This is a genomic window from Thermocoleostomius sinensis A174, from assembly GCF_026802175.1.
Classification (GTDB): Bacteria; Cyanobacteriota; Cyanobacteriia; order Elainellales; family Elainellaceae; genus Thermocoleostomius; species Thermocoleostomius sinensis.
The window spans coordinates 575,853-589,096 of the sequence record NZ_CP113797.1 but is presented as its reverse complement, the minus strand read 5'-3'; the positions used below and the strand labels follow the sequence as shown (position 1 = coordinate 589,096).

Annotated in this window: 11 protein-coding genes; 8 read left to right on the top strand and 3 right to left on the bottom strand. The window is 48.6% G+C overall.

Annotation, left to right across the window (positions count from 1 at the left end; all coding sequences use genetic code 11):
- The first annotated feature begins 318 nt into the window (after positions 1–318).
- Both OXH18_RS02490 and OXH18_RS02485 read left to right on the top strand, forming a co-directional pair.
- A complete protein-coding gene (locus OXH18_RS02490; RefSeq protein ID WP_268610841.1) occupies positions 319–1,890 on the top strand; it encodes a GAF domain-containing protein in 1,572 nt (523 codons plus the stop codon).
- Positions 1,875–2,729, top strand: coding sequence for a DUF72 domain-containing protein (locus OXH18_RS02485; protein ID WP_268610840.1), 855 nt, complete (start codon positions 1,875–1,877; stop codon positions 2,727–2,729). Before OXH18_RS02490 ends, OXH18_RS02485 begins: the two co-directional genes overlap by 16 nt.
- 106 nt (positions 2,730–2,835) lie before the next feature.
- Here the strand turns inward: OXH18_RS02485 and OXH18_RS02480 are convergent, their stop codons facing one another.
- Both OXH18_RS02480 and OXH18_RS02475 read right to left on the bottom strand, forming a co-directional pair.
- On the bottom strand, positions 2,836–3,303 hold the full coding sequence (locus OXH18_RS02480) for a YbjN domain-containing protein (RefSeq protein ID WP_268610839.1): 468 nt from the start codon (positions 3,301–3,303) through the stop codon (positions 2,836–2,838).
- A gap of 109 nt (positions 3,304–3,412) precedes the next feature.
- The gene (locus tag OXH18_RS02475) at positions 3,413–4,942 is read right to left on the bottom strand and encodes a hypothetical protein (protein ID WP_268610838.1); all 1,530 of its coding nucleotides are present in this window, start codon (positions 4,940–4,942) and stop codon (positions 3,413–3,415) included.
- Positions 4,943–5,244: 302 nt separating this feature from the next.
- On the opposite strand from OXH18_RS02475, the gene ppk1 reads away from it, so the two are divergent.
- From ppk1 to OXH18_RS02460, 3 genes are all read left to right on the top strand, one after another.
- A complete protein-coding gene (gene ppk1 / locus OXH18_RS02470; protein ID WP_268613116.1) occupies positions 5,245–7,410 on the top strand; it encodes a polyphosphate kinase 1 in 2,166 nt (721 codons plus the stop codon).
- Between the two features lie 220 nt (positions 7,411–7,630).
- A complete protein-coding gene (locus OXH18_RS02465) occupies positions 7,631–8,431 on the top strand; it encodes a thioredoxin family protein (RefSeq protein WP_268610837.1) in 801 nt (266 codons plus the stop codon).
- An 80-nt stretch (positions 8,432–8,511) separates the two neighbouring features.
- Positions 8,512–8,823 (top strand): Mo-dependent nitrogenase C-terminal domain-containing protein, encoded by a 312-nt coding sequence (locus OXH18_RS02460; protein WP_268610836.1) that lies wholly within the window; start codon positions 8,512–8,514, stop codon positions 8,821–8,823.
- Between the two features lie 383 nt (positions 8,824–9,206).
- Here OXH18_RS02460 and OXH18_RS02455 read toward each other — a convergent pair whose 3' ends face one another.
- Entirely contained in the window at positions 9,207–9,818 is a 612-nt protein-coding gene (locus OXH18_RS02455; protein ID WP_268610835.1) for a thioredoxin family protein, read from the bottom strand.
- Positions 9,819–9,928: 110 nt separating this feature from the next.
- Here OXH18_RS02455 and OXH18_RS02450 point away from each other — a divergent pair, with 110 nt between their 5' ends.
- The 3 genes from OXH18_RS02450 to ilvD all read left to right on the top strand — a co-directional run bounded on the left by OXH18_RS02450 (position 9,929) and on the right by ilvD (position 13,217).
- Positions 9,929–10,333 carry an NIL domain-containing protein gene (locus tag OXH18_RS02450; RefSeq protein ID WP_268610834.1) on the top strand — a complete coding sequence of 135 codons (405 nt, stop codon included), beginning with the start codon at positions 9,929–9,931 and terminating at the stop codon, positions 10,331–10,333.
- 198 nt (positions 10,334–10,531) lie between these two features.
- Positions 10,532–10,870: a P-II family nitrogen regulator gene (locus OXH18_RS02445; RefSeq protein ID WP_268610833.1), complete on the top strand. Its 339-nt coding sequence runs from the start codon at positions 10,532–10,534 to the stop codon at positions 10,868–10,870.
- 502 nt (positions 10,871–11,372) lie between these two features.
- Positions 11,373–13,217, top strand: coding sequence for a dihydroxy-acid dehydratase (gene ilvD / locus OXH18_RS02440; RefSeq protein ID WP_268610832.1), 1,845 nt, complete (start codon positions 11,373–11,375; stop codon positions 13,215–13,217).
- Positions 13,218–13,244: the final 27 nt, after the last annotated feature.

Genomic DNA, 13,244 nt, shown 5'->3' with positions numbered 1-13,244 from the left:
CTACGAGTTTTAACTAATATCGATCGCTCAATCCATTTGTCATACTAAGGCGTTGAAGTTAGTCACAAACAGAACAAATGAGGTTGTTCTTAAATACTACTGCCTATTCGCTATCAATGTTGGCGGCGTTAAATTGTCCTTACGTTGCCATTCGTTGCCACGATACTCCTCATGGTTTTGTGCAGTTTGGGCAGAATTAGACGGTCGTGACTGCCAACCAAGGTTTCCACCCTCATCCTAAATCCCTCTCCCAAAGCAAGAGAGGGACGTTGAAACCCATTCAATCCTCCTCACACATCACCGCCTTCAGGCTCTGCTATGAATTTGAATCACTGGGAACAATTACGCAACTGTTGCCGGGATGAAATGGCGTTTGCTCAGTTACAGCAACTCCTTTCAATCGCGCAGAAATCACCTGCCCTAGAGCGCCATTATGCCCTTTTACGAATCATCAATAAATTTCAAGAATCGCAAGAATCGTTAGATCTAGCAACAATCTTTGACACAACTGTAACAGAGGTTCGTCAACTTCTCTGTGCCGATCGAGCCTGCATTTTTCGTTTCGCCGCCAACTCCAATTGGACTCAAGGTGAATTTATTTCAGAAGATGTCATTCCAGCTTTTCATTCGGCTCTAGAGATTCAAGTTTACGATCGCTGCTTTGGTACACAACATGCCATGCATTACCAAGCCGGTCACATTCAAGCTGTGACTGATATTTATCAAGCGGGGTTTCAAGACTGCCATTTGCAAATTTTAAGACGGTTTCAAATCCGTGCAAATTTGGTTGTGCCGTTGCTTCAGCGATCGCGCTTGTGGGGACTACTGTGCGTTCATCAATGTGCGGCTCCTCGAAACTGGCAACCTGATGAAATTGAATTTGTGGCCCAGATTGCAAAGCATTTGGGAATTGCCTTACAACAAGTTGAGCTATTAGAAACGACTCAACAGCAGGCAATTGAACTATCCCAAACGATCGACCAATTGAAGGAAAACCAAGTGCACCTGGTTCATACCGAAAAGATGTCCAATTTGAGGCAATTAGTTGCCAGTGTTGTGCACGAAATCAATAATCCTGCCAACTTTATCTACGGAAATTTATCTCATGTCCGTCAATATGCAGAGAATCTGCTAGAGTTGCTTGCTCGCTATCGTCAAGAACATGCAAACCCTAGCCAAGCTTTAGTCAATCGCTTATCAGAATTAGATTTTGACTTTCTAGCAGAAGATTTTCCTAAAATTCTAACATCCATGCAACTAGGAGTCGATCGCATTCGTCAAGTTATTCTATCGTTGTGTCACTTTTCGGAAACTAATGAATCTAGAATGCGGTTAGTTAATATTCACGATAGTTTAGAGAGTGTGTTACTAATCTTGCAGCATCGGTTTAAATCAAACACTAAGTTGGGCAGAATTCAGCTTGTCAAAGACTATGGTGAACTGCCCTTAGTGGAATGCTACGCCAATCAACTGAGCCAAGTGTTTATGTACCTTCTCACCTATGCACTAGATGCTTTAGAAGCCCAAGCCAGTAGGAACGCTGAGGCAGCAATCAATCACCTGCAAATTATTATTCGCACAGGTATCATTCCTGATCTACAAACCGGGATCGATCGAATTATTGTTCGTATTGCTGATACTGGCTCCGGGATGCCTCAACCGCTTCAGTCTCAACTGATTGAGTCCAATTCCACAAGACTCACAAATCAGGACGGTGAATTGGGGTTGGCGATCAGTCGCCAAATCATTGTCGATCGCCACGGTGGCTCGTTGGAGTGCTATTCTCAACCCGGTGAAGGAACCGAGTTCTGGATTGAACTTCCCCTGCGACAAGAACTACCGCAGGAAGTGACGGCTGGCCGTACGATGGAAGCATGGACTTTCGATTAGGTTGTGCCATTTGGAGCTACAAGGATTGGATTGGTGAGTTCTTCCCCGTTGGCAGTCGGGCGATCGACTTTTTGCAGTTGTATAGCCGCCGCTTGACCGCCGTGGAGGCAAACACCACGTTCTATTCCATTCCCGAGGCCGACACTGTACAGCGGTGGGTAACTGAAACGCCTGACGGGTTTCACTTTTGCCCAAAGTTGCCGCGAACGATTACCCATGCTGGATTGCTCACGCCCACCTTGTCAGAGACTCTCGCGTTTTTAGAGCGGATGCAAGCATTACACCCGCGCTTGGGTCCCTTCTTTGCTCAACTTCCCCCTACCTATGGCCCATCCTATATCGACGATCTCACCACATTTTTGGCAGCTTTTCCGCGTCACGATCGAGCCTTAGCGCTGGAAGTTCGGCATCCTGATTGGTTTCAAGAACCCCATGCCACTGAACTCAATACTCGGTTGCAGCAGTTGGACGTTGGTCGCGTGCTGTTAGATACCCGCCCAATCTACGATAGCCCTGATGATCCTCAGCAATATTCTCAGCGCCGCAAACCGCAAGTACCACTTCAGCCTATTGTCACCGCTCGCTTCAGCCTGATTCGCTATATTAGCCATCCCGACTTGAACCAAAATCAACCCTATCTACACCAATGGGTCACACAGGTGCAACAATGGCTTCAAGCTGGCATTCAACTTTACTTTTTTGTGCATTGCCCCAACGAGCAACAGTCGCCAACAATCGCTCGTCATTTTCAGCGTTTACTAGAACAGCACGATGTTCCCGTACCATCGCTGCCGTGGGATGCAATTGAAGAGCCACCCACCCAACTCAGCTTGTTTTAACAGCGATCAGCCGTTCGGCCACCAAGGCCGTAGGGTAAACCCAATTTTCAGGATGGTGGAAATAGTGGAAATGAGGATGTGCGCGACAAACAAAGCTTACCGCAACTTATCCAAACTCTGCTTGCAGGGCCTCGTCATTATCATCGGCAATGGTAGCCACGATCGTGATGTTGCGCGAAATTTCCGCCGGAGACAGCCCTGCCAATGCCCGTTTCGCACAAACAACGATTTGGTCATCAAAAATAGCAAAACGCGCTTCGAATGTGCTGCTCCAGTTCATTTCCATTAACTTGCGCAACAGTCCTGCCTCATTTTGCACAGGTAGTTTCAAGACAGATGCCCACACTGCTAAATCATCATCTTCGCTGAGACCAGGAAGCTGAACAAACACTTCCACACTTCCATATTTAAACTTCCAGATATAGCCTCCATCCGTGTGGCTAACCATCGCACTCTGGTCTTCTTGCAAACTGGAGATGACTGTTTCAATGATCTCTACATAGTTCAGCGTCACGTCCGCATCCGTTACACCAGAATCCGTAGGAGTATCGAGTTCAAGTTCGTAGGCAGCCATAGGGATTGTTTGTGTGTCGTGAACAATATCTACCCCAACTCTAGCCCTTAGCTGTCCTCTTTGGGTGTATCTTGGCAATTTTTTTAATGCTTTGTCCTAGTTGGTTGTCCTAGTTTGTAAAAGCATCCAAGGGAACATCCAATGTAGTAGGCTCAGGTTCAGGTAGGGGAATTGGATCGGCAAGGTCAGGAACAGCAACATCCTCCACCACGGGATCAAACACCGGGTCAGTAAGGGGTGCTTCAGGAAAGCTATCAGGCGGTGGCGCAATGTCGGGCGGAATCGGATCTGGTATGAACACATCCGCTGGTTCGGGCGGTGGAATCTCTGCGGGATCGATCGCATCCGGCACCACTGGCACCACTGGATCATCTGGTGGCGCGGGGTCTTCTGGTAGAGTTACATCTGGCAGGGGGAGGTCATCAACCGGGGAAATGGCGTCTGGTGTGGCGATCGGCTCATCTACATCAGGTGTCAGTTCATCGGAGGGTGTTTCGGAAGATGTTTCGGCATCAGGTGACGAAATCACATCGGATGGCCCACTCTCACCTGGAGTGGCCTCGTCAGGACTGGTTGGCTCATCTGCAACCGTTCCTTCATCACTAGGAATACCAACCTCCGCTGGAAAATCAATGGGGACTGGGTTGGATGGAGCGGGTGATGAACCAGCCGATGGATCGGTCAAATCGCCTGGGTGAAACACAGGCGGTCGAGGATAGACGATCGGCACCGGCGGTAGCCATTTCCGCACCCAAGGAATGGGAGTCCAATGCAGTATTGGTTGCCAGTGGTGGGGCTTAGGAGGAGCATAACTCTTGGCATAGTGGGCGTCGGCTTTTGCCTTAGCTTTGGCCAATAATCGCTCGGCTTCGGCTCTCAGTTGCTCGGCGATCGCCAGCTTTTCGGCATTGGCTGCGGCTACGGACTGTTCGTAGGCAATAATTTCGGTAATTTTGTCCAAGATGATCGTATGAGCCTGCTGCGTCCAATAGAGCGTGGTGATTTTTTGGAGTTCTGCAAAAGCTCCCTTAAGGTCGTTGACCTGTAGTACCTGACGAATTTTTTGAATATGGTTGGCATTCGCTGTCCATTCTTCAGCCCATTTGGACATGGTTGCAGCAGCTTCTGAATGCATTGAACTGCTGGCAGGAATTGTGCGAAGCATGACGATCGCCGCGTCTCGGTTGCCCATGTCATACTCGGCAGTGGCACGATCGATCAGCAGTTTTGACCAATCATCTAGCGCAGTTTGGACTCTAGGATTCAGGGAACGATCAGAAGAAATGCCGCCGAGAAGTTTGACAGCCTCGGTTAGGTTATTTTGTTGGGCCAACGTGTTGGCTTGGCTTAACTGACAGGCCTGCCGAACAGCTTCAGCTTGGTCATGCAGTGGCGATGCCGACGAAACTAGCTGCGCTTGGTTGATGCAGGCTTGAAAGCGTCCTTGCTGCTGTAGCGTGATGGCATATTCCAAGCTCGTTCGATCGGCCCCGGTGGCGAACCACTGCACCACAGTATATCCACCGAAGGAAACTACGATCGTGGCCACACTGGCACTAGACCACAGCACAAGCTTTTTCCAACGACGAGTTGAATTCTCTACCGAATGGGTTGCATTGGATGGAAGGGAGGGTTGCATGAGACGATGGGCATTGTAGGGATCACACTTCTCTACCTACAGCAGAGCTAGCAACTTTTACGGATTTCTAGAGAGAGTTCTACATCTTTGCCAGACATCTTTGCCAGAACAAATGCATCCGCAGAGGCTTCCCTCCCCGGTTGGAGGATGAGACAATAAACAACCATCACACTAGTCAATCAACTCGATCGACAACTCTGTGGACTATGTTCACGTTTACTACTCACGTTTATTACTAGTGTTATTTACCCCATCCGTTGCATCAGAATCCCGTGAACAAAAAGCGCTCTTCATCCACTGCTATTTCTAAAGCAAAAGCCTCGAAGAAATCCACACCCGAGGTTAGCCATGTCGATCGCGAACACTACATTAATCGCGAGTTAAGCTGGCTTGAATTCAATCGTCGCGTATTGCATGAAGCCATTGATGATCGCACGCCTTTACTAGAGCGGCTCAAGTTTATGTCGATCTTTAGCTCGAACCTAGACGAGTTTTTCATGGTGCGAGTGGCCGTTCTCAAAGATCAAGTCGCGGCTCAAGTTAGCCAACTGACCCCTGACGGGCGTACACCGCAACAGCAATTACAGGACATTAGTGCAATACTGCATCCGATGGTAGTAAAGCAACACCAACATTTTGAAACCGAGCTACGTCCTGAGTTGGCCAATCACGGCATTCATTTACTAAACTACATAGACTTGAACCAGGAGCAACGGCTGTACTTACAAGATCGGTTTGAGAAGCGCATCTTTCCCACTTTGACCCCTCTGGCAGTTGATCCTAGCCATCCATTTCCGCACATGTCGAACCTCAGCCTCAATTTGGCCGTGGTGATCAAGGCGTCGGCCCAAGCTGACGAAAAGTTTGCCAGGGTTAAAGTTCCAACGAGCATCCACCCGCGTTTTGTTGTCTTTCCCGAAGAGTTGCGACAACACGATGGCAAACCTGTAGTGTGGATGGGGGTGCCGCTGGAACAGGTGATTGCCCACAACTTGGAAATGTTGTTTCCTGGCATGATTATTCAAGAATATTCGCTGTTTCGGCTGACTCGCGATGCCGATCTAGCCGTTGAAGAAGAAGAAGCCGACGATTTGCTATTGGCGATTCAGCAAGAACTTCGCAAACGCCGCTTGGGAGGTTCAGCGGTCAGGATGGAAATCCATGCCTCGATGCCGCAGTCGGTGCGAGAGCGGTTAATGCAGGAATTAGAGCTAGCCGATAATGACATTTATGAAGTAGACGGCTTGATGAACCTCAAGGATCTCATGTCCCTGCGATCGCTGCCATTGCCAGAGCTAAAAGATCCGTCTTGGTCGCCTGTGGTGCCGCCGCGGTTGCAACTTGTGAATGAGTTGGTGGCTGAAGGAACTCCTCTGGAAGAGGGTAATGATGTCTTCTCAGTCATTCGTCGTAAGGATTTGTTGGTGCATCATCCCTATGATTCTTTTGCCGCTTCTGTAGAGCTTTTCATTACTCAAGCGGCGATCGATCCGAATGTGTTGGCCATTAAGATGACGCTGTATCGTACCTCTGGTGATTCTCCGATTGTCAATGCACTGATTACAGCGGCTGAAAACGGCAAACAGGTGGCCGTATTGGTAGAATTGAAGGCTCGCTTTGATGAAGAAAATAACATCAACTGGGCCCGCAAGCTTGAACAGACAGGTGTTCATGTGGTGTACGGGCTAGTTGGGCTAAAAACGCACACCAAAACTACTCTGGTTGTGCGGCAAGAGGGCGATCGCATTCGGCGCTATGTGCATGTGGGGACTGGAAACTACAATTCCAAAACTGCAAAACTGTACACTGACTTGGGTTTACTCAGTTGTCGAGAAGAACTTGGGGCAGATCTAACCGATCTGTTTAACTACTTAACGGGCTATTCACGGCAACGATCGTATCGCAAACTGTTGGTGGCTCCGGTCAATTTGCGCGATCACATGGTGAGTTTGATTCGTCGCGAGATTGAGCAGTGCAAGTCCGGAAAGTCGGGCCGGATTATTGCCAAGATGAATTCGTTGGTTGATCCACAAATTATTGCTACGTTGTACGAAGCCTCGCAAGCAGATGTGCAAATTGATTTAATTGTGCGAGGAATTTGTTGTCTGCGCCCTGGACTGAAGCCTGTTAGTGAAAACATTCGTGTGATTAGTGTAATCGGACGATATCTGGAACATTCACGAATTTTCTATTTTCAGAATAGCGGCAACGAAGAACTATACATTGGCAGCGCTGATTGGATGCCGCGCAACCTCGATCGTCGGGTAGAAGCAGTAACTCCGGTTGAAGATCCAGATTTAGCCAAGGATTTGCAAGAAATTTTGAGCATCATGTTGTCAGATAACCGCCAAGCGTGGGAACTTCAGCCTGATGGCTCTTATGTGCAACGCCATCCCCAAAACGGCGAACCAGAACGCAGTGCTCATAAGATGCTGATGGAGCTGGCCCGTCCCAAAGAGAATGATTGATTTAACCTAGCCAATTTCAAAATAAAATCGTTGCATGTTTCGGTCAATCACATCGCACTTATTGACCATCACGCTTCCCGAAGTCAGCCATTGAACTTGTACAAACTGTGAATGTATCTCCCGTAGTAACGCCTTATTGTGTAGATCAGGCAAGCAACTAACCATTGACACGCCAGATTACCCGATTAAGCCCAACCTAGAACGCATTGGAGATACAACAATGTTCATGATGAGAAACCCGATCGAAGATTATTCTCCTGTTGCTCTTAGCACCACTAGTTTAGAACGTGGAGAATACCATCACTTCTCATTTGTAATTACCGAAATTGAAAAACACCTATTGGGATATAAACCACAGGCGCAACTGCGTTATCTCTGTCATCTTACCAGCGATCGGTTGATCCTAGAGCCTCAAGCTAAGGCAAACGAGTTGCAAGCGATTAGCAACATTGCAGCGTCTTTATCTACTTCGTTGAACCGTGCTCCCTTCTATCAAATTACCTATGACAACATCGCATCTCTAACCTTAGTGCGATCGTTAAATCTAGCATCCTATGTGAAATTAACGCTGAAGCCATCAGAGAAAGATACTGTTGAAGAACTGACATTCATTGCCACTCCAACTCCGCAAGGACGGATTGAGAACCCCTCAGCCAATCGTTCTGCTGATTTTGTTGAGCTAGGCAATTTGATGCTACAGGTTGATGAAACGTTTATCCGCGAAATTCAACAGAGCCGCATTCCGGTATTAGTTTACTTCTGGGCGGCAGGTTGTCAGCCATGCGAGATTTTTGCGCCAACCATCGATAATATTTCTGAACAGTTTGGCGATCGGATCACAATTATCAAGGTCAATATGGACGCAGATCCCAGCTTGCCGATGCGCTATGGCATCAACACAATTCCTACCGTTCTCTTATTCAAAGACGGCGCGATCGTAGACAAAATTGATGGAGCCATTCCTGCGGCGTTGTTTACTAAAGTTCTCAGCCGTCATCTTGCTACGGCAACAGTTGAATAGCCGGCTATGAAAGTTTGTTAGGGCGTTCCACAAATCCACGCCCTGTAATCAACATTGGTATCTAAGCACACATCCTTCCTATGAAGAATTTCGTTAGAAATTTGATATTTCAGTTTTCCGAGATCAATCCGCTGACTCGGTTACGGCACAAGCTCGATGCGATCGAAATCACTGACAGAGCGACAGCAGAGTGGATTTGTAATCATATTCCAGCGCGGTGTCCGTTTGAACGGCGAATTTATTGGTTTAGCAATTCATTTTCGATTCCTCCCTTGTGTAAGCTGAATCCCTTTTATCGAGAATTAGTAGCGCTTCGATTGCGTGCAACCACTTATTTAATGAATGAAATTGACGAAGTCGGGGAATACAGCGAATCATTCCTGCGTTCCTGAGTGGATGTTGCTGTTTGTATCGATCGAATAACTTACATTTCATTCACGACAAATTCGTCAGCAAAGGAACCCGATCGGGTGATGTTGAGGTCTACTGGTTTTAGACAGCATGGAATTAACTCCATGTTCACTATCGTTCAACACCATCCAATCAGTTAGGAGATTGTCCATGACTTCTGATTTATCTTTCGTCATTGCCATTGTTAGCATTGCGGTTTGTCCTGCTCTCTGTGGCTTGATGGCCTATCGTGTTAGTCAAGCGTATGCGGCTCTACGCAACGCATAACAACGGGTTACATCATAAATTTGTGCGTTTTTGTGCGTTTTCTAAAGTCCCTCTCCAACTCTGGGGAGGGACTTAGGGTGAGGGCGGGAACCGTGTGTCAGTCAATCAGAACTTGACTGCCATGACTGCGGGGATCATCTGGGCGGGGTTGGGGAATGGCCGCTGAATCTAGTTCAGAAGTACGACCTTGCGATCGAACATAGGGCAGAGCTTGTCCAGCAATGAGCGCTTCCAAATTAGACGCCATAATTGTTCGGGGTTGTTCGCCGATGGTGCTGGCAATGGTTTCTCCCTCGGTACCTAAAAACACAAAGTGGGGAATGCCATCCACACGATACGCTAGCATTTCGGGCAACCATTTGCTGTTATCAACATTCAGCATGACAAAATTCACCCGATCGCCATACTCCTGCCGCAAATCGCTCATATCTTGCGCCATCGCCTGACATGCCGTACACCAATCGGCATAAAACTCCATGAGTGTGGGTTTGTGATTGCTCAAGGCGACATTCAGCGGTGTAGCTGTCTCGGCCATAGCGGCTAGTGAGGCAGTACTCGTCCCGGTGCGCAATCCCAAAAAAATAGTTACACTAAGCACGATCGCCACGAACACGACGACAAGGTTGCGAATACGAATAGCAACGGAGGTTGTGGTTGGTTCCAATAGTGGATTGGATGGAGTGGTTGGTTCAGATTGATTAACAGACATAGCGGACGATAATGGAAATAGGGAATAGGGAGTGGGGAGTGGCGGTAGATGAATGTCTACGCGTTACTCTTAGTTTATAAAGGTTGCAAATCCAGTTTACAAATCCTGCCGTGAAGAAGCGAGTCACTCTCATCTTTCCAAAGCGATCGGTACATATGCCAGTGACGTATCGGCTGGCAAAGGATTTTAATGTGGCGGCTAATATTATTCGCGCCCAAGTCACCCCCAACCAGATTGGCACGCTGGTAGTGGAACTGTCGGGAGATATTGATCAACTCGATGCAGCGCTGGAGTGGATGCAATCTCAAAATATTGGGGTTTCGTCTGTTGGACGGGAAATTGTGATTGATGAAGAGGTTTGTGTACATTGCGGATTGTGTACAGGGGTTTGCCCGACTGAAGCCCTGAACCTACATCCTGAAACCTTTCAGCTTAATTTCACTCGATCGCGCTGTGTGGTTTGTGAACAGTGCATTCCTACTTGCCCAGTGCAGGCTATTTCCACCAATCTCTAGATCAATCTCTGGGGTAGGAATGCCTCTAGACCCAAAACTAGTGGCAAAATGAGGAGTTGTTCTTACCCGTCAAGTAACCTAAACTACAAAATCTGTTTTCCTAGCGGTGATAGAAACAATCAGGTTACTCAGACTATAGACAACCACTTAACAACCATTGCACACCTACTCTTGTGTATCTAGGGAGTGACGGAGATTATGAAAAAAGTTGAGGCCATTATTCGCCCATTCAAGCTAGATGAAGTCAAAATCGCGTTGGTAAATGCGGGTATTGTTGGTATGACCGTCTCAGAAGTTCGAGGCTTCGGACGCCAAAAAGGTCAAACTGAGCGCTATCGGGGTTCAGAGTACACGGTCGAATTCTTGCAAAAGCTCAAGGTCGAGATCGTCGTAGAAGATGAACAGCTTGATATGGTAGTTGAGAAAATCGTTGCGGCAGCGCGGACAGGTGAAATTGGAGATGGTAAAATCTTTATCTCTCCGGTTGATCAAATTATTCGCATCCGCACGGGTGAGAAAAACCAAGAAGCAATTTAACAATCTCACTTAACGATCTCTCTAGCAATAGTCCGGACACTTGTATCCCGAACCCGCTCTCATCCCTCATCCCCTGCTCCCAAACAGGGCGACAGGAGCCAGATCAATGCCCCTCGCTCACTGTGGCAGAGGAATTGAGAGTGAGGGCTAAAACGACGGTATGACGAGGGGGCAGCGTTCTCACAAACACTGTCCGAAGGATTGCTCTAGAGATCTTGTAAGTATCTTAAGTATCTGAAGAGAGATAGAGTGGGCAGGCTGTAGGCATAACCGGCGAATAGTCAGGTTTGAGCGGAGTTGTCTAAATTTTGGGGCTATGCTGGCTTCGCTCAACCAACTGAAGCCGCTTGAATTATGATCGATCGAGTTCAGCCCGCATGAGTTGCCTAGTTGCTTACTTGGGTTTCTACCTGAAGTTTTGCTCAGTTGTGTTGTAGAAATCAGGTCAATGGTAAGGTAGGGAAGCCAACTATCAAGAACTTCTAGACAAATCGGATACGCTATGCCGACCTATCGATCGAGAACCTCTACTCAGGGACGCAACATGGCCGGGGCCCGCGCGCTTTGGCGTGCCACCGGAATGCAGACTGAGGATTTCGAGAAACCAATTATTGCCGTTGCCAACTCTTTCACCCAATTTGTGCCCGGTCATGTTCACCTCAAGGATTTGGGGCAATTGGTCTGCCGAGAAATTGAAGCGGCTGGCGGAGTTGCTAAGGAATTTAACACGATCGCCATAGACGATGGCATTGCGATGGGGCACGATGGGATGCTCTACAGTTTGCCCTCCCGCGAAATCATTGCCGATGCGGTGGAATACATGGTCAACGCCCATTGTGCCGATGCGCTGGTTTGCATTTCCAACTGTGACAAAATTACCCCTGGAATGTTAATGGCAGCCCTACGGCTCAATATCCCGACGGTGTTTGTTTCGGGTGGCCCTATGGAAGCGGGTAAAACCAAGCTGGCAGAGCACAAACTAGATTTGGTCGATGCGATGGTGGTTGCGGCCAACGACCAAGTCAGCGATGAGGTGGTCGAAGAATATGAGCGCTCTGCCTGCCCCACTTGCGGCTCTTGTTCTGGCATGTTTACTGCCAACTCCATGAACTGTCTCACCGAGGCGATCGGGCTTTCTTTACCCGGCAACGGTACTACGCTGGCAACTCATTTCGATCGCAAAGATCTGTTCCTAAATGCCGCCAGAACCATTGTCAACCTGACTCGCCGCTACTATGAGCAGGACGATGCATCGGTGTTGCCACGCTCGATCGCCAGTTTCAAAGCCTTTGAAAATGCCATGATGCTGGATATTGCCATGGGCGGCTCAACGAACACAATTCTGCACTTGCTGGCGGCAGCCCGCGAAGCCGAGGTCGATTTCACCATGACCGACATCGATCGCCTCTCGCGCCAGGTTCCCCAACTCTGCAAAGTCGCTCCGAATACGCAAAAATATCACATTGAGGATGTTCACCGGGCAGGCGGCGTTCCGGGTATTTTGGGCGAACTCGATCGGGCTGGGTTACTACACACCGAGGTGCCGACGGTTCACAGTCCAACCCTCAAGGAGGCGCTCGATCGGTGGGATGTTAAACGCACCCAAGATGCAGCCGTTCATACTTTCTTTAGGGCAGGTCCGGCTGGAATTCCTACCCAGCAAGCGTTTAGTCAATCAACCCGCTGGGACTCCCTGGACCTCGATCGGGAAAACGGTTGTATTCGCAACATTGACCATGCCTACAGTACAGAGGGTGGGTTGGCCGTACTTTATGGCAACTTGGCGGAACACGGCTGTATCGTCAAAACCGCAGGCGTAGACGAGAGTATTCTAGTGTTTGCAGGTACAGCGCGGATTTATGAAAGCCAGGATGCAGCGGTTGCAGGCATTCTTTGCAATGAAGTGAAACCAGGCGATGTGGTGATCATTCGCTATGAGGGGCCGCGTGGTGGGCCAGGAATGCAGGAAATGCTCTATCCCACTAGCTACTTGAAGTCGAAGGGGTTAGGCAAGGTTTGTGCGCTGTTAACCGATGGGCGCTTTTCAGGCGGAACGTCTGGCTTGTCGATCGGGCATGTTTCCCCGGAGGCAGCGGCAGGCGGCAATATTGCATTGGTTAATGATGGCGATCGCATTGTGATTGATATCCCCAATCGTCACATTCAGGTCGATCTATCAGCAGAAGAACTTGCAACCCGCCGAGCAGCGATGGATGCTAAGGGAAAAGACGCCTGGAAACCATCTCAACCCCGGCAGCGACGAGTGACAGCGGCCCTAAAAGCTTATGCGCTGTTGGCAACTAGTGCCGATCAAGGAGCCGTCCGCAATCTGTCGATGCTGGAATAGAGAAGACAGTCTCCACTGTTTAGGGGT